Source organism: Ornithinibacillus proteolyticus, from assembly GCF_039581225.1.
Classification (GTDB): Bacteria; Bacillota; Bacilli; order Bacillales; family Amphibacillaceae; genus Ornithinibacillus; species Ornithinibacillus massiliensis.
The window spans coordinates 1-25,760 of sequence record NZ_JBCPXV010000031.1 but is presented as its reverse complement, the minus strand read 5'-3'; the positions used below and the strand labels follow the sequence as shown (position 1 = coordinate 25,760).

Genomic DNA, 25,760 nt, shown 5'->3' with positions numbered 1-25,760 from the left:
TACATGAATTTTAATTCTGAATTTAAACGTCATCGCCGTTTACGGTCATCTAATTCGATGAGAGCAATGGTTAGAGAAACCCATCTCCATGTAGAAGATTTTATTTATCCAATGTTTGTTGTAGAAGGTAGTAATGTAAAAAATGAAGTACCTTCTATGCCAGGAGTCTATCAAGTATCCATGGATCTTCTATTAGATGAAGTGAAAGAGGTTGTCGAGCTTGGTATTAAATCAATCATTCTATTTGGTGTTCCAAATGATAAGGATGAAGTTGGTACAGGTGCTTTTATTGAAACTGGAATTGTCCAAGAGGCAACAAGATTGATAAAGCGCGCATATCCAGAAATTCTAATAGTTGCCGATACCTGTCTATGTGAATACACATCTCATGGCCATTGTGGAGTGATTCATGACCATGATGTAGATAATGATGAATCCTTACAATTACTTGCCCGAACTGCGGTATCGCAAGCGGAAGCTGGTGCTGACATTATTGCACCATCTAATATGATGGATGGATTTGTCAAAGTAATTAGACAAGCCTTAGATGAAGCAGGATTTACCAACATACCTATTATGTCCTATGCAGTGAAGTACGCTTCTGCCTTTTATGGTCCTTTCCGTGATGCAGCAGATAGTACACCACAATTTGGAGACCGTAAAACCTATCAAATGGATCCTGCCAACCGCCTAGAGGCATTAAGAGAAGCGGAATCGGATGTAGTAGAGGGTGCTGATTTCTTAATTGTAAAACCAGCACTATCCTACTTAGATATTGTTCGTGATGTCCGCAATCATTTTAACTTGCCAGTTGTTGCTTATAATGTAAGTGGCGAATATTCCATGGTAAAAGCAGCAGCTTTAAATGGTTGGATTGATGAAAAGAGTTTAGTAATGGAAAAATTAACGTCGATGAAACGTGCAGGTGCAGACTTAATTATTACCTATTTTGCTAAAGATGTGGCGAAGTGGTTGAAGGAAGAAAATTAAACGGGGTGGTTATGATGAAACAATTCAATCAATCAATTGATGCGTATCAAGAAGCGGTTAATTTGATGCCTGGTGGTGTTAACTCACCGGTTAGAGCATTTAAATCGGTAGGGATGGACCCAATTTTTATGGAAAGTGGAAAAGGGTCTAAAATCAAAGATATTGATGGCAATGAGTATATTGATTACGTGTTGAGTTGGGGACCGCTTATCTTAGGGCATGCAGATGAACGAGTTGTTAGTAAGTTACATGAAGTTATTGAAAATGGAACAAGCTTTGGTGCCCCTACGGTACTGGAGAATAAACTAGCAAAGTTAGTAATTGACCGAGTACCTTCTATTGAAGTAGTTCGTATGGTAAACTCTGGTACAGAGGCGACGATGAGCGCATTACGACTAGCTCGTGGATTTACTGGTAGAGATCTTATCTTAAAATTTGAGGGTAGCTACCATGGCCATGGTGACTCATTATTAATTAAAGCTGGGTCTGGTGTTGCTACTTTAGGTCTTCCAGACAGCCCAGGTGTACCGAAAACAATTGCCCAAAATACAATTACCGTTGCTTATAATGATCAAGAGGGTGTTCGTACTGCTTTTGAGAAATACGGTCATAACATTGCAGCAGTTATTGCGGAACCAGTATGTGGTAATATGGGTGTGGTTCCTCCTACTAATGAATTTTTACAATTCCTCAGAAAGATAACAGAAGATCATGGATCACTGTTAATTTTTGATGAGGTTATGACAGGCTTCCGTGTAGGTTACCATTGTGCACAGGGACATTTTGACGTGACGCCTGATTTGACATGCCTAGGTAAAGTAATTGGTGGAGGCTTACCAGTTGGAGCCTATGGTGGTAAGCGCGAAATTATGCAACAAGTAGCACCTGCAGGGCCGATATATCAAGCAGGAACATTATCTGGGAACCCATTAGCAATGACTGCAGGATATGAAACGCTAAGTGCTTTAACGAAAGAATCTTATGAAGAAATGAATAAAAAAGTAGATTTATTAGTAGAAGGCTATCAGCAAGCTGCGAATGATTATCATATTCCATTACAGATAAATCGAGCAGGATCGATGGTCGGCGTTTTCTTTGCAGAAGAACCAGTGACTAGCTTTGCTACTGCATCCAAATCGAATCTAGATCATTTTAATCAGTATTATCGAATTATGATAGAAGAAGGTGTCTTCTTACCACCATCACAATTCGAAGGTTTATTCTTATCTACAGCACATACAGAAGAAGATATCCAAAAAACAATTCAAGCAGCTAGAAAAGCATTTTCACAGCTTGCATAACCAATCTAAAAAAACGAACTAATGCATTCTGATAACAAGAATGGCAGATTAGTTCGTTTTTTTTATGTATCTCCTAGCCTTTCCCGATAGCCCACCTAGTTAATCTATAACCCACTCCATATACACAAATCAAAAAATGTTTTTCCATTAAGAGATTTCCTCTACTTAGCATATCCTAAGGTCTTGGCTCATATAGATAATTAAGAGATAAGGCATATGGAATGTATGTTTTGAAGGGAGGAAACCACTTGGTAAACGAACAGAATGTATTTCGTTTTGACTTGAATGAGTCATTGTACTTTGAAAAGGGTCAGGAAGTTGCAGAAATAATGGGGATTTCCTTGGAACCGGAGATTTCTATACAAGAATTTGCTGATTTTATTTCCATTAGAGGTGTAATTGAATTACAAGGTTCTTATCAGAAAGCGCAAACCATAGGTGAAAGCACGGAGTCTTACCTAGACGGGTATGATTCAAAGCGTTATATGGAAAGGGTAACGGACGCCGAGCATGGTGTAGCTGAATTTAGGCATCGTTTTCCAGTTGAAATCACTGTCCCAGCCTATCGAGTAGAAAATTTAGATGATGTCACTGTTTTTATCTCGGAGTTTGATTATGAATTACCAGAAACAGATCATTTGTATTTACGTTCCACTATTGAAATTCATGGTATACGTAATCAAGTAGAAGAAGAGGAGACAGAAACAGAAGTAGAAGCAGAAGTAGAAACAGTCGAAGCGCCTACCACAGAAGCACTTCCAGAAGAAGAACCTGCTCTAGCAAGAAATGAGGAAGAGTTTTTTGAGTTTGATGTAAAACATGAAGACGAATCTTCCACCTACATAGAAGATTCGCCAGAGCCACTTCCAACCTTGTCGCAAGAAGAAGTGAATGATCCTATTGAAGATGATAGATGGAAGTTCATGCAAAAAACCCAAACCTTTGAAGAATTCTTCAATAAAAACCAAGAGCCAGAAATAGAGGTGGAAGAGGAATTGCATGAACCATCATCCTCGGAGGAAGAGACTTATAGTCTGGATGATTCTGATGAAAGTAGGACTGAAAAAGCAGATTTGACCTATCTAGCGGATATGTTCCGAGGAGGAGAAGAACAATACGCCAAAGTAAGGCTATGCATTGTTCAGGAAAAAGATACATTAGAATCACTTGCTAAACGATATGAAACAACAACCCTTCATATACGTAATCAAAATCAATTAGAGGATGATGATATAACAGAAGGTCAATTACTATATATTCCTGTGAAAAATAAATGAACAACGGATATGAGGCTGGGACAAAACGAAAATAAAGGGAATAAAATATGAACCATCACCAAATTAGCCCCGGAAATATACGGAGACTCCTGTGGGAGGAAATGCACGGCTTGAGACCCCGGAAGAGCTTTAGCTCTGAGGAGGCTCACCAGCCGCCCACGGAACGCGTAGTATATTTCCGGGGCGGATTTGATGCGCTAATTTTCATGTTCGTTTTATCCTATGTTATTGTCTAAAGCCTCATATTAATGGGATACATTATAGGTGGTGAAGCTCTTGGAGAATGTTCGGCGAATTCTAGAATCGTATCATGTCTTTCCTGTTGATATAGAAAAAGTAACCGAACGTCTATATCATATTCAAGGTAATAAACAGCAATATGCATTAAAGCGAAGTAATTTACAAGAAGAAAAAGTTCCATTATGGTTAGACATCTACCATACGGCACATGCCCAGAATATACAACATATCTTACCAGTATATGTAAACCAAAAAGGCAAACTATTTACGAAGGATGGAGAGGATATCTATTATTTAACCCCCTGGATCGAAACAAGTCATCAACATCCTTCTATTGGAAAAGTATATCAACACCTTGGGTATATTCATGCGAAAACGAGGAAAACACTACAGTTAAACGAGAAAGAACTGGAACAAGCACGGGAAAATTTTCTCGTCTATAAAAAACAAATAATGGAGCTAAGAAAGAAGCTACTAGCTCATGTAGAAAGTTTTGAATCGAAACATTTTATGTCACCGGTCGAATTATTAGTTTGTACACAGTACCGTGACCTTGTACAAGTCTTTTATATTGTAGAGAAGCGACTAGATCAATACCTAGAATCCCTTGAAGAATTAGCAGAGTGGCAAGTATGTCTCTGTCATGGAAATGTGAAAGATTCCCATGTTCTTCATGGGAATCAGATGTATTTCATTAACTGGGAGAAGGCAACTTATAACCACCCCATTGTAGATTTGACTTTAATATGGAAGCATAAAACCTTATACCATGATACAGAGGAAGGGCCTTTGTTGGAACAATTAAAGTTTTATACAGATGAAAACCAATTGGAAAATCACGAACTAACACTATTAGCGCTTTATTTACTGGATCCTTCAGATTATATAAGCGCCATCGATTCGTATGTGGAAGATAAATCTTCTAACAGCATGATGGAACTAGTAGTAAAGTTACAGCGATATCATCGTCAATTAATGTTTGGGATACGTTTTTCTATATTTGTGGAGGAGGAATTTGAAATGGTAACACTGGATGAAAGTAGCAGTGAGGATTAAATCCACTTCAAATAAAAAGCAATATAAATTCCTGCTAACAATAAAGTTAGTAAGACATCAAAAGTTGTTGGGAGAAAAATAGTTCGGATTAATTGGAAAATAAGTATCGGTAGTGTAATCTGTTCGGCAATAATTAAGCACTTTCTAGCCCATGGTGGTAATCGGTAACGATAATATCTTGCCATATGTCATCACCTCCATAAAGAATGCACCAAATACTTCTTTTTTTAATACTATATGTATAAACCAAGCTACTTCGTGCCATTATCTAAATAATAGTTGATTTTAGGATTAAAATTGGCTAAAATAAGAAAATAATCATATACGAAAGCATATGAGAGGGAAGAGTACAGAATAGTTACCTCAAAGAGAGGAAAACAGTGGTGAGAGTTTTCTAGGTAAACGTTTTGGAAGGTCGCCCTTGATGCAGCAGCTCTGAATTAGTAGTAGGAGCTTGCCGGTTCATAACCGATATCAAACAATGAGTGTACAGGAATATATTCCTGTAAACAAAGGTGGTACCACGGAAATCCAACCCTTTTCGTCCTTTATTTAGGATGGAAAGGGTTTTTTTATTCTAGGGTAAATCTTTGATTTCATTTTGATAAAGGCCTAATCATGATTGTATTTTTAGTGGCTAGGAAATCACATTACCCTTAACTTTAAAGGAGGCTGATATTAATGGAAGAAAACAACACAACTCTACCACCGAAATACGACCCACAAGCAGTAGAGCAAGACCGCTATAAGTTCTGGCTAGATGGGAAATACTTTGAAGCAACTGGTGATCCAGAAAAAGAACCATTCTCTATCGTAATTCCACCGCCTAACGTGACAGGCCGCCTACACCTTGGTCATGCATGGGATACAACAATGCAAGATACCATTTCCCGTATGAAACGGATGCAAGGCTATGATGTACTATGGTTACCAGGTATGGATCATGCAGGGATTGCGACACAGGCGAAAGTAGAAGCACGACTGAAAGAAGAAGGCACAAACCGTTATGAGCTTGGTCGAGAAAAATTCCTACAAAAAGCTTGGGATTGGAAGGAAGAATACGCGTCCTTTATAAGATCTCAGTGGGAAAAATTAGGTCTAGGGTTAGATTATTCAAGAGAACGCTTTACACTCGATGAAGGCTTATCAGAAGCTGTTAAGGAAGTGTTTGTAAAGCTATATGAAAAAGGACTAATTTACCGTGGTAAATACATCATTAACTGGGATCCAGAAACAAAAACGGCTCTATCAGACATTGAAGTTATTTATAAAGAAGTAAACGGCAATTTCTATCATATGAAATATCCAATTAAAGATAGTGATGAAACAATTGAAATTGCGACAACAAGACCAGAAACGATGCTTGGTGATACTGCGGTTGCTGTAAACCCGAAAGATGAACGCTATCAACACCTAATTGGTAAAACAGTAGTTCTACCGATTGTTGGCCGTGAAATCCAGATTATTGCTGATGAATATGTTGATATGGAATTTGGGTCTGGTGCAGTTAAAATTACCCCAGCTCATGATCCTAATGATTTTGAAATAGGAAATCGTCATAATCTTGAGCGTGTGCTCGTAATGAATGAAGATGGCACCATGAATGAAAATGCAGGCAAATATGAAGGCATGGACCGTTTTGAATGTCGTAAGCAAATTGTTAAAGACCTACAGGATATGGGTGTCCTTTTCAAAATCGAAGAACATGTTCATCAAGTCGGACATTCAGAACGGAGTGGGGCAGTTGTTGAACCGTATTTATCTACACAATGGTTTGTAAAAATGCAGCCACTTGCTGATTCTGTATTAGAAATGCAAAATACTGAGGAACGAATTAACTTTGTTCCAGAACGCTTTGAACGAACATATTTAAACTGGATGGAAAATATTCGTGACTGGTGTATTAGTCGTCAATTATGGTGGGGACATCGTATTCCAGCATGGTATCATAAAGAAACAGGAGAATTATACGTTGGAAAAGAAGCGCCTAGTGATATAGAGAATTGGGAGCAAGATGAGGATGTATTAGACACATGGTTCTCCAGCGCATTATGGCCATTCTCTACAATGGGTTGGCCAAATGAAGAGGCTGAGGATTTCAAACGTTATTTCCCTACAGATGTTTTAATCACAGGTTATGATATTATCTTTTTCTGGGTGGCTCGTATGGCATTTCAATCGAAAGAGTTCACTGGAAAACGACCATTTAAAGATGTATTACTCCATGGGTTAATTCGTGATTCAGAAGGTAGAAAGTTCAGTAAGTCACTTGGGAATGGTGTAGATCCAATGGATGTCATCGAGAAATACGGTGCAGATTCACTACGTTATTTCTTATTAACAGGGACTTCACCAGGCCAGGATATGCGTTTCTATTGGGAAAAAGTAGAATCAACCTGGAATTTTGCTAATAAAATCTGGAATGCTTCTCGTTTCTCTCTAATGAATTTAGAAGGATTTACGTATGAAGATATTGATTTAACTGGTGAGTTATCTTTAGCAGATAAATGGATTCTAACACGATTAAATGAAACCATCGACCAAGTAACACGTAACACCGATAAGTATGAGTTTGGTGAAGCAGGAAGACATCTTCATAACTTTATCTGGGATGAATTGTGTGATTGGTATATTGAGATGGCTAAGCTTCCATTATATGGGGAAGATGACCAGGCGAAGAAGACGACACAGTCGGTATTAGCCTATGTGCTAGATCAGACTATGCGTCTACTACACCCATTCATGCCATTCATTACCGAAGAAATATGGCAGAAGCTACCACATCAAGGGGAATCCATTACGATTGCTGAATGGCCTAAGGTTCAGGAAGACTTCCATGATGAAAAGGCATCGGAAGAAATGAAGCGTCTTGTGTCGATTATTAAGGCAGTACGTAATATCCGTGCCGAAGTCGATACACCAATGTCGAAGCAAATTAGCCTGTTAATTCAAGCGAAGGATGAGGCAATCGTCAAAGAACTTGAACATAATCGTGGCTATCTAGAACGATTCTGTAACCCTAGCGAGCTTGTTATTGCATCTAAAGTAGATGCTCCTGAAAAAGCAATGACAGCAGTTATTACGGGTGCTGAAATCTTCTTACCATTAGAAGGGCTTATTGATTTCGATAAAGAGATTGCCCGATTAGAGAAAGAACTAGAAAAGTGGAATAAAGAAGTGGAACGAGTTCAGAAGAAGCTTTCCAATCAAGGCTTTGTCGCTAAGGCACCAGCGGCGGTTGTGGAAGAGGAGAAGAAAAAGGAACAGGATTATTTAGAGAAACAAGCAGCAGTACAGGCGCGATTAGCTGAATTAATATCATAATAAACAAACAGGGTTCTTAGAAAAATCTAAGAACCCTGTTTTAATTGTTGTTTTATATAGGTAATATATTTTTCTAGTATATTTATGTTACTAACCGTACTAAGGGTCCTCGAGCCGACAACATCTTCTATTTCATTAAACAGAAGCTCCCCGCTCTGACCTATTAAGAAATCAATTCCGACCATACCGAAATCAAAATGATCGATAATTTTCATGATAAGCGCTTTTTCTACTTCGTTTAATTGGTATAAGCTTGCCGAACCACCTAGTGTAAAGTTAGCTCGAAAATCTGTATTGCTTTCCCTTAAAACAGCTCCTACAATTTCCTTATCGACAACAAAGACTCTTAGATCCTTTCCAAGTTGTACATCCGTTGATTGGATCACGTAATCGATCGGTTTCCGTATGGTTAAAAATACGTCCCATTCTGCTTTTTCTTGAATAAAATACACTTGTTTGCCACCTCTACCAGTCGCCTCTTTTATCACAAATGGCAGTGGGAAAGGGGGTTCCTTCGTAATATTTTTACCATTTAGAAAGACTGTATCTACCATCGGGATACCAAGACGGGAAACTTCTAAATAGGTTTTCGCTTTATGATTACTGATTTCCGAAACGTAGGAGGAGTTAAATACGTGTACATTGAACTGTTCTAGTTGCTTATTAAGCAGCGGTTCAATGGTTCGAACTACTGCGAATTCAGGTATTTCAGTTTTACAGCCATCTAATAGAAGGGCATACTCATTTTGCAATATTCCTATTTGAAGCTTCTCCCTTAAGATTAATCGTAATGTCAATCCTTGCTTATCTGCTTCATCGATAAACCAATCAATGTACGCTTTGTTCGCTACTGCATCTTCTTCACTATATAGTAACCAGCCATTAGCCACGCGAATCCCTCAACTTATTTAGTATATGCTTTACTATATCGTTTGCTGCATTAATCCCTGTACAATCATAGAGATTCCGAATATGTGCGTTGGAATTTATTTCACAAATGATATAATCATCATTCTCACCAAATAATAAATCAACACCACTAAAGTCTGCTCCAATTGCTTTTGATGCAGAGATGGCAATTTCCTTGGCCTTTTCGGATGGTTCATAAGCTTCCATCATGCCACCACTAGTAATGTTAGCTCGAAAATCTTCGGCAGAAAATCGCTTCATCGCAGCAACGACTCTATCTCCAACCACTTGTAGTCTTAGGTCCCGACCTTTACTTGACTGTATAAACACTTGAAACATAAAGGCTTTTCCATAAAGTTCTTTCACCTTTTCTTCCAGCTCGTCCTTTGTATGGATAAGATAAACCTGTTCACCAAATGAGCCAAACGCTTCCTTCACAATCATAGGTAGACCTAATTGATTGATAACATGGTCTAGGTTCGGAAGAAGTTTTTCCTCGCGATTTGTATACACTTTCGGTGCAATAATAGTCTTTGGAATTGGTAGGTTATGATTAGCTAATACTTGGTAAGTGGCGATCTTATCATCACTTGTTTCAATTACCTCTGAACGATTAAACACAGGTATACCAAGTAATTCCAGTTGCCTTGCTAAATAGATATCCTTATCCGTAAAAATAACAAAATCGGGTACTTCATATTCTGTTAGAAGCTCTAGACTATTAGTACCTAATGATGATAATAAATCATTATTTTTCATGATATATGTTTTCGTGTTTTGCTCCTTAGCTGCTTCGTGTAGCATTTGGGCAAAGTCTAAAAATTTATTTCCAGGTAAATTACCATTATAAATAATCCAACCAATTTTATTCAATGTTCGATTTCCTTTCTTCCTATGCTATACTAATTTCTAATTGATAGATAAGATGGTGATTGTATGTTTCATAGTATTGAACAAATAGAAGCATTTATTGCTGAACGTAGAACCCTAGGTATAAAACCGGGTCTTGATCGAATGGTGGCGTTATTAGAATCCCAACAGAATCCCCAGCAAAAAATAAAAGCTATCCATATTGCTGGTACAAATGGGAAAGGGTCAACTTTAACCTATTTAAAAGCAGCATTAATAGAAAATAACTATCGTGTCGGAATTTTTACTTCACCGAGCTTGACAGGGCTAACTGGTCATATATTCATTAATGATCTTCCCATCCCGGATGATCGGTTTATAACGCTATTTAACCAGTTACTGCCATCCATAAAAGAATTAGATTTAGTAGAAATGCACGCCACGGAATTTGAGATTATCACTACGATAGCCTATATGTACTTTAGTGAAACGGTTGATATTGCAATTATCGAGGCTGGTATGGGGGGAAGGGAAGATTCCACCAATTGTATCCAACCTATCCTGTCTATTATAACAAATATCGCGATGGACCATGCTACCTTTTTAGGCGATACACTGGAGGAAATTGCCTTTCATAAAGCAGGCATTATAAAAGGTCATACACCTGTCGTTATAGGGGCGGTCGAGGAGAGTTGTATGCCGATATTGGAAAAAGAAGCAAGGAAGAAATATGCCAATATGTATAAATTAAATCGAGACTTCTTTTACAAAAGGACATTTATAGACGAAAATCGGCAGTTTTTTGAATGGTGTTATCAAGGAACAAAGCTAGAAATGGAAATACAAATGATAGGGAAACACCAAATTATCAATGCGGCAACAGCTCTCATGGCATTAGTAATGATTGAAAAAAGTGGCGTAGACTTAAATTGGGACAACGTATATCAAGGCATCAAAACAGCCCATCTACCAGGTCGGTTCGAAAAAATTCACGATAATCCTATTGTGATTTTAGATGGGGCACATAATCCAAAGGGGATGGAGGCATTTCTTCATACGGTGAATGATCTATACCGAACGAAGCGGAAGAATCTTATATTTGCTGGATTTAAGGATAAGGAATTAAAGAAAATGCTTCAACAGGCTTTGCCGTATTTTGATACCATTATGGTGACTTCCTTTGACCATCCTCGTGCGGAAACTGCTGAGAATCTATTGGAGATGGTACCAGTAGAAAAAGTACGCCAAATAAAGTGGCAGGAAGAATGGAAAGAGATAGGAGAACGTGATGAGATGTATTTCTTTGCTGGTTCCCTACATTTCATTGGGCTGATAAGAGCCTATGTAAAAAAGCAAACCTTGTAAACTTATTCCGGTTTATGTTGAAATAAACTGTTCCTTGTGTGACAAGATTCTCCTTACTTTTTAGTTTGCCTATGCTAGAGTTGAACCAACGAATCTAGCAAAGTGGGGGAGCAGCAAATGTCAGCTAAAAAACAAGTAGTAGTAAGATTAGATGGTAAGGGGAAAAGGGAAAATACGAAGAAGTCAGGACATATCCAAGTCAATAAGCGTAACGTAAGTGAAGAGATAGCTGCTACTGAAGAAACTAGTCATAATCAAATTCATACCTTTGCTAGGAACTATGATACATCTAGCCTATCCAGTTCTACGGCGAAGAAACAAACAACTTTTCATATGTTTAAGCCCATTATTATCGCAATTATTTCTGCCTTAATAATAGGTTCTATTATGGGGGTAGTTTTGTTAAATATTATTGTTAATTTTGACAATAATTGGAATGGTACTCCTGCTGTTGCTATGCCTATAGAAGGAGAAGAGAAAGGAAAGGACGATAGTCAAGGTAATGCTTCTACCGGTGACACGTCACCTTATATGTTAGATTCCATGTCTGCCTTCGTGTTACAAGGTGGTGTTTTTTCATCAATTGAGAATGCCGAAGCAGAATCAGGGAAGTTTGTAGAGCAAGGATATGCTCCTGTCATTTGGGAAAAGGACAATCAATTTTATCTTCTCGTAACGATAGGTCGCTCGAAAGAAGATTTACAAAGCGATATTAACTCCTTAAAAGAAAAAGGAATAGAAGTATATGCAAAGGATTGGCAGACTAGTGAAAAAGAGATAGACTTAGCGAAAGAAGAATATGACTGGATCGTCTCCTTCCAGGAACAATGGAATCTTTCCTTGGAGAATGGTAGCTTGGAAAAGGAGACATGGAATGCGTTAATCGAACAGGCCCCAAAAGGATCTACTGAACTAAATAGCTTTGTTACACAAATGGAGGAACTGTTCACCTCAAATAATAATACGGAAATAGTTCTACTACACCTCTGGAATGTATTGGATAGTGTACTATCATCGGGGCAATAGTAGAAGAATAAAAATGCTAAAATAAGCTGATGAAATACGAAGCAGGGTGGAAAGTGTTTTTTCCGCTCTGCTTTTTTACTATTTTAAGGATCTACAGAAGGGAAAAATACTATCTTGTCTATTTGTAAGAGGTAGAATCTTGAGCTATTCTATTGCTAGACGAAAGGAGGAAATAGTTTGAAAGCTTCATCAATTATGATAAAGGATGTTCCTAAAGGGGATCGACCAAGGGAACGACTCTTAGCATTAGGAGCAAGTCACCTCTCCAATCAAGAATTAATCGCCATTTTATTAGGTAGTGGGACTAAAGAAGAGTCTGTTATGACCCTTGCTAATCGGTTACTCATGCATTTTGAAGGATTAAAGCTATTAAAAGATGCTACCATCGAGGAATTAACAGCAATTAAGGGGATTGGTAGTGCGAAAGGTGTATTAATTTTATCTGCGCTAGAGCTAGGTAAGCGACTAAGTCAATATAAACCAAATGAACGTTATGTCATACGTTCTCCAGAAGATGGTGCCGATTATATCATGGAAGAGATGCGACACCTTAATCAAGAGCATTTTGTTACCATCTTCTTGGATACGAAAAATCAAATTATCCATCGTCAGACCATCTTCATCGGGTCCTTAAATGCCTCTATAGTCCATCCTCGTGAGGTGTTTCGCGAGGCTGTGAAACGGTCTGCAGCTTCGATTATTGTAGCCCATAATCACCCCTCAGGAGATCCTACTCCATCACAAGAAGACATCCATGTAACGAAACGATTAGTTGAATCAGGAAAAATGATTGGGATCGAATTACTAGACCATTTAATTATAGGAGATCATAAATTTGTCTCGTTAAAGGAAAAAGGATACGTATAAGTACTATCAATTTTTATAGTTTTTTCGTATAATTAAATAGATAAAGTATGAGCGCCATTTTCATATTTAGTTGAAAGTGGCGCTTCTTGAGATTGGAAAGAGTTGGACGCAGTTACATATTTCCATACCATCATTATGGCATATTTGATTATATTATACGGTCCACCACATAAAATATAAGAGAACTGTCAGGCATAGAAAGAAAACTTACATGATACTGGAGAGGAAGATTTTATTGGGTATCTTTGGATTTTCTCAAGATTTAGGGATTGATTTAGGTACTGCAAATACATTGGTATTTGTTAAAGGAAAAGGTGTAATCTTACGAGAACCATCTGTGGTTGCTAAGAATGTAGATACAGGTGAAATAGAGGCAGTAGGTAATGCTGCAAAGAATATGTTAGGTAGAAATCCTGGTAGTATTTCCGTTATTAGACCAATGAAGGATGGCGTTATAGCAGATTATGATACTACCGCTGCTATGATGCAATACTATATAAAACGAGCAATGAGAAGCCGCTCTTCATTCGCTAAGAAGCCAAATGTAATGATCTGTGTACCGTCTGGTATTACAATGGTGGAAGAGCGAGCGGTTATTGACGCTACGAAACAGGCTGGTGCCAAAGAAGCCTTTCCAATTGCAGAGCCATTTGCAGCTGCAATTGGCGCGGGACTACCTGTATGGGAGCCAACAGGTAGCATGATAGTTGATATAGGTGGTGGAACAACGGAGGTTGCTGTGATATCGCTAGGAGGAATTGTATCCTCGGAATCTATCCGCAATGCTGGTGACAATATGGATACTTCTATTGTAAATCATATTCGGAAGAAGTATAGTTTAATGATTGGTGAAAGAACAGCAGAGCAAATCAAGCTAGACCTTGGTTCAGCAAATGATGAAATGATAGCGGATGAGGAAATGGATATCCGTGGAAGAGATTTACTTACTGGGTTACCGAAAACGATAACTATTACTGGTAGTGAAGTCTCTGAGGCTCTTCAGGATACAGTAGATGCTATTGTTGATGCAGTGAAAATCACGTTGGAAAAAACGCCTCCCGAACTAGCAGCTGATATTATGGATCGTGGAATCGTGTTATCTGGTGGAGGAGCATTATTGCGTAACCTTGATAAAAAAATTAGTGATGAGACTAAGATGCCAGTGTTTGTCGCTGATAACCCATTGGATAGTGTTGTTATCGGCACTGGAAAATCGTTAGAATATATTCAGCATTTTAAAGGACAACCAAATGTATCTTCTCGTCCTACAGTAGAATAAGTAGGTGTTTTCATGTTATTTTTTCGTAAAAAAAGATTATTTATTATCCTAATTGGGATCATTGTCCTAGTTGCCTTAGTTGGGTTCTCAATAAGGGATAGGGTAAATTTAACTACAGCAGAGCAATTTGTAAGTGATGTTATTGGTGTTGCACAGAATGTCATATCAACACCTGTAAAATACGTAGCAGGTATCTTTGAAAATATAGATGATATTCGAAATACGTATGAGGAGAACCAAATCTTAAGAGAAAGATTAGCACAATACAAAGGGCTAATCTATGAAGTACAAGAAATTAAAGATGAAAATGAAGAACTGAGAGCGTTGCTCGATAAAGAAGATTCCATACGCTCCTACAACCCTATTCATGCAACGGTAACAGCGAGGTCCCCTGAAAGATGGATTGAGCAGCTAACAATTAATAAGGGGAGTTCAGATGGTGTAGAAGTAAATATGGCAGTTATTACCGCAGAGGGTATGATTGGTAAGGTTCAAGCTGTCTCACCAAAGACTGCTACGGTCCAATTGCTAACCGGTTTTGATGAATTTAATCGGATATCTGCAACAGTATCAAGAGAAGGTGGAAAGGGTATATTTGGTCTAATTGAGTCCTATGATAAGGAAACAAATTCACTGTTATTTAAAATCATTGAGGATTCCGACGAGGACATCGAAGAAGGGGAATTAGTTGTATCTTCTGGTATGGGTGGCGTATTCCCTGCTGGCCTACCAATCGGCACTGTGAAAGAGATAATCCCAGATCAATATGGGTTAACGCGAACTGCATTAGTAGAGCCTGCAGCGAATATGTATGAAATTAATCATGTGGTAGTAGTGGAACGATTATTAGGTCAAGATGATGAGGATGAGGATGAAGAAGAAGAGGGGGAAGAGGAATGAAACGTATATTCCTACCCCTTATTCTACTGTTAATCCTTGTCTTAGAGGGCGTGGCATTAGATATTTTGCCAAGTAGTCTCCTTGACGGTGACATCATGATTACGCCACATTGGATTTTAATGTTTTTGGTATTAATTGCCATCTTTTACGACCACGATAATTCTTATTATTCTATTATGTATGCTTTAATTTTCGGGCTTTTATTTGATATTGCCTATACAGGCATATTGGGTGTATATATGTTTACCTATGGTGTTACGATGTACATTATTCTTGAACTACGAAATATGTTGCATAGTAATATTTATTCAACGTTATTGTTTGGTATAATAAGTATAACAATTGCAGAGTTGATGATAAATCTTATCTATTATGTTATCGGAATTATGAGTGCAGAATGGATGGATTACATCATGTTACGATTATTACCATCTATTTTGGCGAATTCTATTTTCCTACTCATTATTTATCCATTATTTGCAAAACGACTTGCAAAATGGAAAACGGATAAAACATGATAGATTAGATAGTTGTTATTCCATTATACCTACACGTAAAGATTTGAAAGCACTAATGAGGTGAAAGCGTTGCAAGACATGAAACCAAAACAGTATGTTACGATAAAAGGCACGAGAGACGGGCTTACACTATTCATTGATGATCGTTGTTCATTTGAAGATGCGTGTAGGGAATTACAAGAAAAATTATCTGTTAATCATTCCAAAAAGGATGAACAGGTTGTACCCGTAACAGTTAACCTTGGAAATCGTTACTTATATGATGATCAAAGGGAACAACTAGAGAACATTATTACCGAAAAGAAACAATTTACTGTTCAATCCGTAGAATCGAATGTCATTCTTAGGGATGAAGCACTTGCCATGCTCGAGGATACAGAAATTAAGGTTTACAATCGAATTGTTCGGTCTGGACAAGTTCTCGAGGTAAACGGTGATGTGCTATTAATAGGGGATGTCAATCCTGGTGGGAAAGTAGTTTCTACGGGGAATATATATATTATGGGTAGTCTGCATGGGATTGCTCATGCAGGGGTAAATGGTGACCATAATGCCATTATAACTGCTTCTTATATGAATCCAAGTCAACTCCGTATAGCTGATTACATAAGTCGTGCACCAGATTACCAATCAGACGGTGTATATATGGAATGTGGTCTCATCGATACAGAAAAAGACAAAATTATCATTGATAGATTGCAAGTTTTAACACATAAACGCAAACGTTTAAGTGGATTCGAAAGGAGAATAATCAATGGGTGAGGCAATTGTTATAACATCTGGTAAAGGTGGGGTTGGGAAAACGACTACTACCGCAAATTTAGGTACTGCACTAGCATTAATGGGTAAAAAGGTTTGCTTAATTGATACCGATATCGGACTGCGAAATCTAGATGTGGTAATGGGACTTGAAAATCGCATTGTATACGACATAGTAGATGTTATTCAAGGCCGTTGCAAATTAAAACAAGCATTGATTAAGGACAAGCGTTTTGATTATTTATCACTACTTCCTGCTGCACAAACTAGTGATAAGACAGCAGTTACGCCAGAAGGCATGCGTGAAATTGTGAAGGAATTAAAAACAGAATATGATTATATCATTATTGATTGCCCTGCTGGTATTGAGCAAGGATATCAAAATGCTGTAGCAGGGGCAGATAAAGCTATTGTGGTGACAACGCCTGAGAAATCTAGTGTTCGTGATGCCGATCGAATCATCGGTCTACTAGAAAAAGAGGATATGGACCCACCTTCCTTAATCATTAACAGAATACGTAAGCATATGATGAAGAATGGCGATATGCTTGAAATCGATGAAATCGTACAAATTTTATCGATTGATCTAATTGGAATTGTTTTAGATGACGATGAAGTTATTAAAGCATCCAATCACGGAGAACCAGTTGCATTCCAACCAAACACAAAAGCTTCTATAGCATACCGAAATATTGCAAGAAGAATTCTAGGAGAATCTGTACCATTACAATCACTAGAAGACGAAACCGGTATGTTCAAGAAAGTTAAAAAGTTCTTTGGCATTAGGAGCTAGCAGTAAGAAAATAAAAGAGGATGGAACAAAACTATTTTTAACATAGGAAAACCGAACATGAAAGTTAGCGCATCAGACCCGCCCCGGAAATATACTACGCGTCCGTGGGCGGCTGGTGAGCCTCCTCAGAGCTAAAGCTCTTCCGGGGTCTCAGGCAGTGCCCTTTCCTCCCACAGGAGTATCCGTATATTTCCTGGTAATGATAGTGATTGTTCGTTTTTTATTACCCTATGTTTTCGTTTTGTTCCAACCTCTTTTTTGATTGAACAGCAAATCCAAATATTCGTGTAAAGCTTGTTCCTCTCACCATACTAAATTAAGTTCGGACAATCATATCTTGTCCTAGCCCTTCATACAATTGTATAAATGATGAATGAAGGAATGAGGACGAATGAAGAAAGAAATAAAAGATGTTAGAAAATCAATCAATGAACGGAAAAAATCACGTGGAATCCCAACCAAATCAAATCCTAATAAAATAAGTACCATCATACCTTCTTTACCACAGGATGAAGAAAGACATGGATTTTATCCAAACTTTATTGATCCTTCATCCTCTAATCAGACAAGAAGTAATGCTATCACAGGTATTATGTTAAAAGGTATTTTTTCTGTCATGTTGTTTTTCTCTATCGCCATTATATGGCAAAGTGATGCGGAATTTTTTGATAAACCACGAGAATGGACGAGCAGTGTACTGACAGAGGATTTTCCTTTTGCTAGTGTTTATAAGTGGTATAAAGATTCTTTTGGTACTCCTCTAGCCTTCTCGCCTAGCGATAAAGAGGAAGTGGAAGAAGTAGCACTCGTATTACCAGTCTCTGGTAATGTGATAGAGACTTTTCAATCTAATGGTAAAGGAATTATGATTGCTCCTCAGGAAACTACAGCTGTCGCTGCATTAAGTGAAGGTGTTGTTATATTTGCGGGGAAAAAACAAGATACCGATAAAACAGTAATTATTCAACATGCCGATGGATCCACTTCAACATATGGCTTCTTAAGTTCCATTGATGTTCATCTGTATCAAGTTGTAAATAGTAAGCAAAGGCTTGGGGAGTTTACACCTACAACGGATAATGAAATGGTATATTTTGCGATTGAAAAAGACAACGAATTTGTTGACCCTGTTCAGGTGATAGAAGTTGATGAAAATCCGTAAACTAATACCTCCTATACACATTCATCCATTATTATTAGTTTTTATGATTATTTCCTTTTTGACTGGTACATTTGTTGAAATGTTCATCATTCTAATGATTGTTTTATTACATGAATTAGGTCATTATATGGCAGCTTCCTACTTTAATTGGCGAATTAATCAAGTTATGTTATGGGTTTTTGGGGGTGTGATGGATACCGATGAACAAGGCAGTAGACCTGTAAAAGAAGAATTTCTTGTCACGATAGCAGGTCCCATTCAACATCTTATTATTTATGTTCTCATGTTTTTTGCATCCTTTTTTTCTCTGCTACCAAGTTCAATCATTGATACAATCTTATTCTATAATACAACAATTCTAGTGTTTAATTTGCTTCCTATATGGCCACTGGATGGAGGAAAGCTATTATTTTTTTTGCTATCCCAAAGGTACTCGTTTCAACGCGCCTATAATACGGCATTAGTTTTTTCTATTATAATCTGTTTGGTAATTATTGTAATACAGCTGTTATTTTTCCCATTTACACTCAGTGCGTTATTAATTATGGTGTTTTTACTTTTAGAAAACAGAGCCGATTGGAAGAAGAGACATTTTGTTTTCATTCGTTTTCTCTTAAATCGGTATAAAGGGAACAACTGGATAAAATCAGTAAGCCCAATAACAGTGCCATTTCAGTATACGCTCATGGATGTGTTCTCGCAGTTTAAGCGAGATGTAAAGCACGCGATTTACATACAAATGCCTGATAATCAAAGACTAGCAATTGATGAAACGGAATGCTTAAAAAGTTATTTTTATGATCAAAACTACAATAAAACGGTCGGTGAAGTGGCAACATATACAACGATATAGAAAGTTTCTTGACAAAGATAAGCATACATGATAACATTTTTATGTTATTCATCGTAGCACCCGTTGCTACAACCGCACAGAACAGGTCATGGAAAAACTATAATAGTTTACCTGTATGGCGAGTCTGAGTTAATTAAGGAGGTGCAGTTATGTACGCTATTATCGAAACAGGTGGTAAGCAAGTTAAAGTTGAAGAAGGCCAAGTAATTTACGTTGAAAAAGTTACAGCAGACGTGGATGAAACTGTTACTTTTGACAAAGTTCTTTTCGTAGGTGGGGAAAACGTTCAAGTTGGTTCTCCTTATGTTGAAGGTGCTACTGTTACGGCTAAAGTTGAAAAACATGGTCGTCAAAAGAAAGTCACTGTATTCAAATTCAAGCCTAAGAAAAACTATCATAAGAAGCAAGGTCATCGTCAGCCTTATACTAAATTAGTAATCGAAAAAATTAACCAATAAGGGTCTTGTTATGATAAAAATAACTGTATACCGAGATAATAATCAAATAAAAACCTTTGAATTATCTGGACATGCAGAGAGTGGACCCTACGGATATGATTTGGTTTGTGCAGGGGTATCTGCGGTTTCATTTGGAGCAGTAAATGCTGTATTGAAATTAACAGATATTGATCTAGCAATTGAACAAGGTAGTGAAGGTGGTTATCTTCGCGTATCGATTCCAGATTCTGTTCCATCAGAAATAATGGATAACGTACAACTCTTGTTCGAAGGTATGATTGTATCACTTCAAACGATTGAACGTGATTATAGTCAGTTTATAACGATACAAAGTAAATAGGAGGTGCTCTAATGCTACGTCTAGATTTACAGTTCTTCGCATCTAAAAAGGGTGTAGGTAGTACAAAGAACGGTCGTGACTCTGAGTCCAAACGTCTTGGTGCTAAACGTGCTGATGGTCAATTCGTAACTGGTGGATCTATTCTTTACCGTCAACGCGGTACAAAAATCTATCCAGGTGAAAACGTTGGCCGTGGTGGTGATGACACACTTTATGCTAAAATCGACGGTGTTGTAAAATTCGAACGCTATGGTCGTGATCGCAAAAAAGTTAGTGTATACCCAGTTGCTCAAGAAGCATAATATGACATACAAACTCCAATCATTTTAGATGGTTGGGGTTTTTTTATTAGATTTAATTAAGTATCCAATCCACCTTGCTCTCCATTTAATGTATGAATGCCCATTTTCTGCTATAATTCTACATAATGGGGGAGGATAATGTGGATGCTAAAGAAGTGATTCAATTATTACGATTACAAAGGCATGATTTAATGAATGATTTACAAATCGTGCATGGATACTTAAGCATGGGTAAGGCGGATAAAGTAAAAGTAAAGGTAGACGAGATAATTGAGGGGTTAAATCGTGAGCGATTATTGATGAATAGTAGTTGCCCTAACTTTGCACTATGGTTAATACAGACGAATTTAAAACATAATCATATCCAATTTACATATGAAATAGGTACAAGTAATAGGAATCTACAAGCCTATGATAAGGTGTTAACGGATATCGGAAATACAATAGTTGATTACATTTTAGTGGATAAATTTGAAATAATAAATGGTGTATTACAGCTAATTGAAGAAGATTCAGCCGTTAAGTTGGTTGTGACACTCAGTGGTCCGCCAATTAGCTCGGAACGATGGAAAAATAGAATGGCTGAAAAGCTAAATAATGTGTGGATACAAGCAGAGGAACTGGAATCTAGTGTTAGGTTTACGTTTTCCCTATCCTCGCTTGAATAGATGAGGTGAGTATTATGTTTGTCGATCAAGTCAGTGTCTACGTAAAGGCAGGAGATGGTGGTAATGGTCTTGTTGCTTATCGTAGAGAGAAATATGTACCGTTGGGTGGTCCAGCGGGTGGAGATGGCGGGAATGGTGGTGACGTTATCTTTAAGGTGGATGAAGGATTAAATACACTAATGGATTTACGTTACAACCGTCATTTTAAAGCCAAACGTGGCGAAAATGGAATGAGCAAAAATCAGCATGGTAAAAATGCAGCACCATTAATTGTTTCAGTACCACCTGGAACAACCATTATGGATGAGGATACCGAACAAGTCATTGCCGACTTAACCATTCATGGGCAAGAGGCTGTCATTGCCAAAGGTGGTAGAGGTGGTAGAGGGAATTCTCGTTTTGCAACGCCAAGAAACCCAGCGCCAGATTTTGCGGAGAATGGTGAGCCTGGTGAAGAGAAAAACATAAAAGTGGAATTAAAGCTTATTGCAGATGTGGGACTTGTTGGATTTCCAAGTGTTGGAAAATCTACATTCTTATCTGTTGTAAGTGCAGCTAAACCAAAAATCGCTGATTATCACTTTACTACATTAGCTCCTAATTTAGGTGTTGTTGATACTGGAGATCAACGAAGCTTTGTCTTAGCAGATTTACCTGGATTAATTGAAGGAGCCCACCAAGGAATAGGTTTAGGGCATCAATTTTTACGCCATGTGGAGCGGACAAGAGTAATTATCCATGTTATTGATATGGCAGGAACAGAAGGAAGAGATCCTTTTGAAGACTATGTCAAGATTAATACAGAACTGAAAGAATATGATGAAAAACTAATGACAAGGCCACAGGTTATTGCGGCAAACAAAATGGATATGCCGGGTGCGGAGGAGAATTTAGAGAAATTTAAAGAACAGCTTGGTGAAGATGTACCTGTATATCCAGTATCTGCTCTTACGAAGGATGGATTAAGAGATATATTATATGCCGTAGCAGACCTTCTAGAAACAATACCGAAGTACGCTCCGCAATTGGAGGAAACAGAAGGAAAGGTTGTTTATCGTTATCAAAAAGAAGATAAAGGATTTACCATTACTCGTGAGGATGATGGTGCCTTTGTTGTTTCAGGTCCAAAAATTGAAAAATTATTTAAGATGACAGATTTCAATCGTGAAGAAGCAATTCGTCGTTTCGCACGTCAAATGCGTTCCATGGGAGTGGATGAAGAACTTCGTAAAAAAGGAGCAGAGGACGGCGACACAATCCGTATATTACAATTCGAATTTGAATTTGTTGATTAAGTCATTCTCTCTTGAGAATGGCTTTTTTGCTGATAGGGTAAGTAAAAAAACTTGTAGTCAGGAGTAGATATGGAAATAATCGTTTTAGGACAATAATATGAGCTCAGATGATTTTCATTCTTTTCGAATAAAGTTCAACATTTCCATTTAAGTTGCATATCTTGGTATAGAGTGATTAGCCCAGAAATCGAGAAGTGAAAGGAGTTCGTTGAACATTGAAAATTCATATTGTACAAAAGGGAGATACAATGTGGGAGCTGTCTAAAAAATATGGAGTTGATTTTGAAGCATTAAAAGCTGCAAATTCACATATTTCTAGTCCAGATATGATTATGCCTGGTATGAAAATACGTATTCCAACTAATGCTAAAACAGTAAAGAAAGAGGCGCCCGTAAAAGAAGTGAAGGAAGTGAAAAAAGAGGTCAAGAAAGAAAAGCAAGTAGAGACGCCGTATAAGGATATCAGTCCTAAACCACTTCCAGTTATTAAAGAAGATGATGAGAAGCCAGAAATGGTCGTAAAACCAGAACTTCCAATGCCTCAGATGCCACAAATTCCACAAATGACGATGCCGCTAATGCATGCTCCGAAAATAGAACAGGAAAAGCATACAACGTATAATATGACCTTTAATATTGATGAAAGCTCTGAGAGTAAAGAATCATCGGAGAAAGATGTACATCATGCAAAACAACCGAAAGCACAGCCGATAAGCTATCAACCAATTTCACAACCAATGCACCAACCGGTTCAGATGATTCCTTGTTATCCTATCAATCCTTGCTGGGGAATGCATCCGATGGTTCCCATTCATCCAGTACCATTACCAGCACATATGGTTTATCCGCAACAAATGCCAATGGTGGAGGATGTAACGGGGGATTGTGGTTGCGGTGCTCCAAAAATCCCACCAATGGGTGATGTATCCCCATTTAATCCTGCAATGTACCAAGGTCAGCCAATGGTACCACAATTTGATCCAAGTATGATGCAGGGTACTGGACAACAGCCAATGCAATTCGATCCGGAAATGATGCAAAATCAAGGCCAGCCAATGATGCCGCAATTCGATCCGGATATGATGCAAGAGCAAGGACAACCGATGATGCCACAATTCGATCCAAATATGATGCAAGGCCAAGACCAACCGATGATGCCACAATTTGATCCGAATATGATGCAAAATCAAGGCCAGCCAATGATGCCACAATTTGATCCAAGTATGTTCCAAGGGCAGGCTAATATGCCACAAATGGGACCGAATACGACGTATCCATTTATGTCGGGTTTTCCTGAAAATGGTTTTCCTACCCCTCCCGGATTCGGTGAATTAAGAGCGGATAATGAGGAAGAGTCAGCAGATTGAGTAAACAATCAAGTAGAGACGATCAACGAATCAATCGTCTCTCTTCTCTTTTATATTGGGAGGGGAGGATTGAGGCGAGAAAGATTCATCCTATTAAACGTAATATTTATTTAATCGAAACAAACTCAGGAGATAAATATGTCTTAAAAGGCCATTCCAATGTCATAAATCTAAAACAACAATGGGAATTTTTTGAACGAGTTCAATCTAAGGAAATTGTGCCATTTGTACGCTATCCGAATGGAAAAAAGGAAATCTCAACAGGAACACATTATTATTGGACGATTTCACCATATGTTTCCGGCAGAAAATTAAATTATCAAGTAGAGAGTGATAGGCAAAAAGCAGTGAGCACATTAAAACATTTTCATGCTGCAGCTAATCAAATCTATGTGAAAAATATGGTTAGAAAACAATTATTTGTAAAACGATGGCATGCAAGACTAATGAAATTTATAGAAACCGAGCAACTTTTTGAAAAGTATCGGTATTTATATTTATTTCAGGATATAACAATGTCGATGAAGCACTATTTAGAAAAAGTCTCCAATTATCCATGGAACAAAGAACAATTAATGGCAGAAAGAAACGGTACCTGGGTTCATGGGGATGTTGCATCACATAATTTTATTCATCATGATGATACAGTTATCATTGATTTCGATTTATTACAATGTACATTTCAGGATTACGATTACATCCAACTGGCACAACGTTTTTTACCCGCTATTAATTGGGAAGTGGATACTTTGTTATCTTATAATATGGTACAGGAAGAAGCGATGGAACGGTATTTAATGACAACATTTATTCCAAGTGATATGTTACGGGAATGGTTACATTTTTTGACGAGAAAACGGCGGATTAGTGTGGAAATGTATTTACAATCGATGGAACAAGAATGGATAAATCGTAAAGAATTTCTAAAGGAGTCGAAGCGGATTATTGGGTAGAAGGATTTTATGGTCTTGTTATCGGTATAAATCTATTTCCAAAAATTATGTAAAAAGGATAATATAACCGCTTCTAAATAACCTCTCTAGTAGCAAACTAGCTGTAAGGGAGGTTTATTATGCGTAGGAAATTACTTCTTGCATTCGTGAGTTTAATATTAACTGCTGCTTGTGGTAATGAAACAGAAGAAGGAATGAATGATTCGACCAATAATTCAATCCAACCGATTAATTATGAAACACCGAAGGAACAAGAAGAACGAATAAATAACCAGGAGAAAACAATTGGAGAATTAGGTGGCTATCCACAAAGTGAGCAAGAATATGTCAACGAAGGTGATAAAAATTTAGACGCTGAAAATGAGGATCGTTTTACGAACGAAAGGACGTTGCAAATTTCGGAATATTTGTCAGAAAGAAAAGAAATTGTTCAAGCACAGGTGGCAGAGACGGATGATCGAATTATTGTTGCAATCATGACCGGAAATAAATATTACCCCAATTTAGCAGATACTATCGAGGAAGAAGTTAAACAAATTGTCTCAGATAAGGAAGTTGTTGTATACTCAGAATCAACCTGGTGGGATCGTAGACGTAACCAAAATAGTAACCCTAACCTTGATGAAGAAGTGGAAAATAATCTAAATGATTTTTATCATCAAGGAAACGAATAAAAGTCAGAATCAGTATTATCGGGCCTACAGAGAGAAATCTTTGTCAGGCTTTTTTTAATTTCTTCTGTTGGTAATATTTCGGCAACTGTGACAGCTCTATTCATGGGCGTTAGAGTAAAATGTTTATGGGAGAACATATACCTCATCTTTGGTGTTGAAGTCTTACGACTTCAACACCAAAGATGAGGCCAGCAAGCGGAGCGCGGTAGTAGTATAGAGGCATTTTCAATGAAAA

Annotated in this window: 26 protein-coding genes and 2 other annotated features; of the genes, 23 read left to right on the top strand and 3 right to left on the bottom strand. The window is 37.7% G+C overall.

Annotated features, from left to right (window positions below; all coding sequences use genetic code 11):
- Window positions 1-3: 3 nt before the first annotated feature.
- From hemB to AAIB49_RS14030, 4 genes are all read left to right on the top strand, one after another.
- On the top strand, window positions 4-990 hold the full coding sequence (gene hemB, locus AAIB49_RS14045) for a porphobilinogen synthase (RefSeq protein WP_339214478.1): 987 nt from the start codon (window positions 4-6) through the stop codon (window positions 988-990).
- A 14-nt stretch (window positions 991-1,004) separates the two neighbouring features.
- Window positions 1,005-2,291 (top strand): glutamate-1-semialdehyde 2,1-aminomutase, encoded by a 1,287-nt coding sequence (hemL, locus tag AAIB49_RS14040; protein ID WP_339217952.1) that lies wholly within the window; start codon window positions 1,005-1,007, stop codon window positions 2,289-2,291.
- 248 nt (window positions 2,292-2,539) lie between these two features.
- Complete coding sequence (gene spoVID / locus AAIB49_RS14035; protein WP_339214480.1) at window positions 2,540-3,568, top strand: stage VI sporulation protein D; 1,029 nt, start codon at window positions 2,540-2,542, stop codon at window positions 3,566-3,568.
- A gap of 276 nt (window positions 3,569-3,844) precedes the next feature.
- Entirely contained in the window at window positions 3,845-4,864 is a 1,020-nt protein-coding gene (locus AAIB49_RS14030) for a phosphotransferase (RefSeq protein ID WP_343458377.1), read from the top strand.
- Here the strand turns inward: AAIB49_RS14030 and AAIB49_RS14025 are convergent.
- Window positions 4,861-5,049 (bottom strand): hypothetical protein, encoded by a 189-nt coding sequence (locus tag AAIB49_RS14025; protein ID WP_186870280.1) that lies wholly within the window; start codon window positions 5,047-5,049, stop codon window positions 4,861-4,863. The genes AAIB49_RS14030 and AAIB49_RS14025 overlap by 4 nt on opposite strands.
- A gap of 139 nt (window positions 5,050-5,188) precedes the next feature.
- Window positions 5,189-5,416 (top strand) — a binding site (T-box leader).
- 129 nt (window positions 5,417-5,545) lie between these two features.
- On the opposite strand from AAIB49_RS14025, the gene AAIB49_RS14020 reads away from it, so the two are divergent.
- Window positions 5,546-8,188, top strand: a complete 2,643-nt coding sequence (locus AAIB49_RS14020; RefSeq protein WP_343458376.1) for a valine--tRNA ligase — start codon at window positions 5,546-5,548, stop codon at window positions 8,186-8,188.
- Between the two features lie 26 nt (window positions 8,189-8,214).
- Here the strand turns inward: AAIB49_RS14020 and AAIB49_RS14015 are convergent, their stop codons facing one another.
- Together AAIB49_RS14015 and AAIB49_RS14010 are read right to left on the bottom strand one after the other, a co-directional pair.
- Complete coding sequence (locus tag AAIB49_RS14015) at window positions 8,215-9,078, bottom strand: ATP-grasp domain-containing protein (RefSeq protein ID WP_343458375.1); 864 nt, start codon at window positions 9,076-9,078, stop codon at window positions 8,215-8,217.
- Window positions 9,071-9,970, bottom strand: coding sequence for an ATP-grasp domain-containing protein (locus tag AAIB49_RS14010; protein WP_343458374.1), 900 nt, complete (start codon window positions 9,968-9,970; stop codon window positions 9,071-9,073). The genes AAIB49_RS14015 and AAIB49_RS14010 overlap by 8 nt, the downstream gene beginning before the upstream one ends.
- 63 nt (window positions 9,971-10,033) lie before the next feature.
- On the opposite strand from AAIB49_RS14010, the gene AAIB49_RS14005 reads away from it, so the two are divergent.
- The 18 genes from AAIB49_RS14005 to AAIB49_RS13920 all read left to right on the top strand — a co-directional run bounded on the left by AAIB49_RS14005 (window position 10,034) and on the right by AAIB49_RS13920 (window position 25,525).
- On the top strand, window positions 10,034-11,311 hold the full coding sequence (locus AAIB49_RS14005; RefSeq protein WP_343458373.1) for a bifunctional folylpolyglutamate synthase/dihydrofolate synthase: 1,278 nt from the start codon (window positions 10,034-10,036) through the stop codon (window positions 11,309-11,311).
- Between the two features lie 117 nt (window positions 11,312-11,428).
- Complete coding sequence (locus AAIB49_RS14000; protein WP_343458372.1) at window positions 11,429-12,337, top strand: SPOR domain-containing protein; 909 nt, start codon at window positions 11,429-11,431, stop codon at window positions 12,335-12,337.
- 195 nt (window positions 12,338-12,532) lie between these two features.
- Entirely contained in the window at window positions 12,533-13,204 is a 672-nt protein-coding gene (gene radC, locus AAIB49_RS13995) for a RadC family protein (protein ID WP_186870343.1), read from the top strand.
- Between the two features lie 235 nt (window positions 13,205-13,439).
- The gene (locus AAIB49_RS13990; RefSeq protein WP_339214506.1) at window positions 13,440-14,483 is read left to right on the top strand and encodes a rod shape-determining protein; all 1,044 of its coding nucleotides are present in this window, start codon (window positions 13,440-13,442) and stop codon (window positions 14,481-14,483) included.
- A 12-nt stretch (window positions 14,484-14,495) separates the two neighbouring features.
- Complete coding sequence (gene mreC / locus AAIB49_RS13985) at window positions 14,496-15,383, top strand: rod shape-determining protein MreC (protein ID WP_343458371.1); 888 nt, start codon at window positions 14,496-14,498, stop codon at window positions 15,381-15,383.
- On the top strand, window positions 15,380-15,901 hold the full coding sequence (mreD, locus tag AAIB49_RS13980; RefSeq protein ID WP_339214508.1) for a rod shape-determining protein MreD: 522 nt from the start codon (window positions 15,380-15,382) through the stop codon (window positions 15,899-15,901). Before mreC ends, mreD begins: the two co-directional genes overlap by 4 nt.
- A gap of 69 nt (window positions 15,902-15,970) precedes the next feature.
- The gene (minC, locus tag AAIB49_RS13975; RefSeq protein WP_445254507.1) at window positions 15,971-16,663 is read left to right on the top strand and encodes a septum site-determining protein MinC; all 693 of its coding nucleotides are present in this window, start codon (window positions 15,971-15,973) and stop codon (window positions 16,661-16,663) included.
- Window positions 16,656-17,453 (top strand): septum site-determining protein MinD, encoded by a 798-nt coding sequence (minD, locus tag AAIB49_RS13970; protein ID WP_339214510.1) that lies wholly within the window; start codon window positions 16,656-16,658, stop codon window positions 17,451-17,453. The genes minC and minD overlap by 8 nt, the downstream gene beginning before the upstream one ends.
- 391 nt (window positions 17,454-17,844) lie before the next feature.
- Complete coding sequence (locus AAIB49_RS13965) at window positions 17,845-18,615, top strand: peptidoglycan DD-metalloendopeptidase family protein (protein WP_339214511.1); 771 nt, start codon at window positions 17,845-17,847, stop codon at window positions 18,613-18,615.
- Window positions 18,602-19,468, top strand: a complete 867-nt coding sequence (locus AAIB49_RS13960) for a M50 family metallopeptidase (protein ID WP_343458370.1) — start codon at window positions 18,602-18,604, stop codon at window positions 19,466-19,468. Before AAIB49_RS13965 ends, AAIB49_RS13960 begins: the two co-directional genes overlap by 14 nt.
- A gap of 60 nt (window positions 19,469-19,528) precedes the next feature.
- Window positions 19,529-19,604 (top strand) — a sequence feature (ribosomal protein L21 leader region).
- 13 nt (window positions 19,605-19,617) lie between these two features.
- A complete protein-coding gene (gene rplU / locus AAIB49_RS13955) occupies window positions 19,618-19,926 on the top strand; it encodes a 50S ribosomal protein L21 (protein ID WP_186870292.1) in 309 nt (102 codons plus the stop codon).
- A gap of 10 nt (window positions 19,927-19,936) precedes the next feature.
- The gene (locus AAIB49_RS13950) at window positions 19,937-20,266 is read left to right on the top strand and encodes a ribosomal-processing cysteine protease Prp (RefSeq protein WP_339214513.1); all 330 of its coding nucleotides are present in this window, start codon (window positions 19,937-19,939) and stop codon (window positions 20,264-20,266) included.
- 11 nt (window positions 20,267-20,277) lie between these two features.
- Window positions 20,278-20,568: a 50S ribosomal protein L27 gene (gene rpmA / locus AAIB49_RS13945; protein WP_010098994.1), complete on the top strand. Its 291-nt coding sequence runs from the start codon at window positions 20,278-20,280 to the stop codon at window positions 20,566-20,568.
- Window positions 20,569-20,708: 140 nt separating this feature from the next.
- Window positions 20,709-21,236: a Spo0B domain-containing protein gene (locus tag AAIB49_RS13940; protein WP_343458369.1), complete on the top strand. Its 528-nt coding sequence runs from the start codon at window positions 20,709-20,711 to the stop codon at window positions 21,234-21,236.
- A 14-nt stretch (window positions 21,237-21,250) separates the two neighbouring features.
- Window positions 21,251-22,531, top strand: a complete 1,281-nt coding sequence (gene obgE / locus AAIB49_RS13935; protein ID WP_343458368.1) for a GTPase ObgE — start codon at window positions 21,251-21,253, stop codon at window positions 22,529-22,531.
- A gap of 215 nt (window positions 22,532-22,746) precedes the next feature.
- A complete protein-coding gene (gene safA / locus AAIB49_RS13930; RefSeq protein ID WP_343458367.1) occupies window positions 22,747-23,898 on the top strand; it encodes a SafA/ExsA family spore coat assembly protein in 1,152 nt (383 codons plus the stop codon).
- Window positions 23,895-24,851, top strand: coding sequence for a phosphotransferase (locus AAIB49_RS13925; protein WP_343458366.1), 957 nt, complete (start codon window positions 23,895-23,897; stop codon window positions 24,849-24,851). Before safA ends, AAIB49_RS13925 begins: the two co-directional genes overlap by 4 nt.
- Window positions 24,852-24,970: 119 nt before the next feature.
- Complete coding sequence (locus tag AAIB49_RS13920) at window positions 24,971-25,525, top strand: YhcN/YlaJ family sporulation lipoprotein (RefSeq protein WP_339214518.1); 555 nt, start codon at window positions 24,971-24,973, stop codon at window positions 25,523-25,525.
- Window positions 25,526-25,760 lie beyond the last annotated feature (235 nt).

Bases quoted from the DNA above. Each gene is read 5' to 3' on its own strand.
- hemB (WP_339214478.1), top strand. From the start codon at position 4: ATGAATTTTAATTCTGAATTTAAACGTCATCGCCGTTTACGGTCATCT.
- hemL (WP_339217952.1), top strand. From the start codon at position 1,005: ATGAAACAATTCAATCAATCAATTGATGCGTATCAAGAAGCGGTTAAT.
- AAIB49_RS14025 (WP_186870280.1), bottom strand. From the start codon at position 5,049: ATGGCAAGATATTATCGTTACCGATTACCACCATGGGCTAGAAAGTGC.
- AAIB49_RS14020 (WP_343458376.1), top strand. From the start codon at position 5,546: ATGGAAGAAAACAACACAACTCTACCACCGAAATACGACCCACAAGCA.
- AAIB49_RS14005 (WP_343458373.1), top strand. From the start codon at position 10,034: ATGTTTCATAGTATTGAACAAATAGAAGCATTTATTGCTGAACGTAGA.
- AAIB49_RS14000 (WP_343458372.1), top strand. From the start codon at position 11,429: ATGTCAGCTAAAAAACAAGTAGTAGTAAGATTAGATGGTAAGGGGAAA.
- radC (WP_186870343.1), top strand. From the start codon at position 12,533: ATGATAAAGGATGTTCCTAAAGGGGATCGACCAAGGGAACGACTCTTA.
- mreC (WP_343458371.1), top strand. From the start codon at position 14,496: ATGTTATTTTTTCGTAAAAAAAGATTATTTATTATCCTAATTGGGATC.
- mreD (WP_339214508.1), top strand. From the start codon at position 15,380: ATGAAACGTATATTCCTACCCCTTATTCTACTGTTAATCCTTGTCTTA.
- minD (WP_339214510.1), top strand. From the start codon at position 16,656: ATGGGTGAGGCAATTGTTATAACATCTGGTAAAGGTGGGGTTGGGAAA.
- AAIB49_RS13965 (WP_339214511.1), top strand. From the start codon at position 17,845: ATGAAGAAAGAAATAAAAGATGTTAGAAAATCAATCAATGAACGGAAA.
- AAIB49_RS13960 (WP_343458370.1), top strand. From the start codon at position 18,602: ATGAAAATCCGTAAACTAATACCTCCTATACACATTCATCCATTATTA.
- rplU (WP_186870292.1), top strand. From the start codon at position 19,618: ATGTACGCTATTATCGAAACAGGTGGTAAGCAAGTTAAAGTTGAAGAA.
- AAIB49_RS13950 (WP_339214513.1), top strand. From the start codon at position 19,937: ATGATAAAAATAACTGTATACCGAGATAATAATCAAATAAAAACCTTT.
- rpmA (WP_010098994.1), top strand. From the start codon at position 20,278: ATGCTACGTCTAGATTTACAGTTCTTCGCATCTAAAAAGGGTGTAGGT.
- obgE (WP_343458368.1), top strand. From the start codon at position 21,251: ATGTTTGTCGATCAAGTCAGTGTCTACGTAAAGGCAGGAGATGGTGGT.
- AAIB49_RS13920 (WP_339214518.1), top strand. From the start codon at position 24,971: ATGCGTAGGAAATTACTTCTTGCATTCGTGAGTTTAATATTAACTGCT.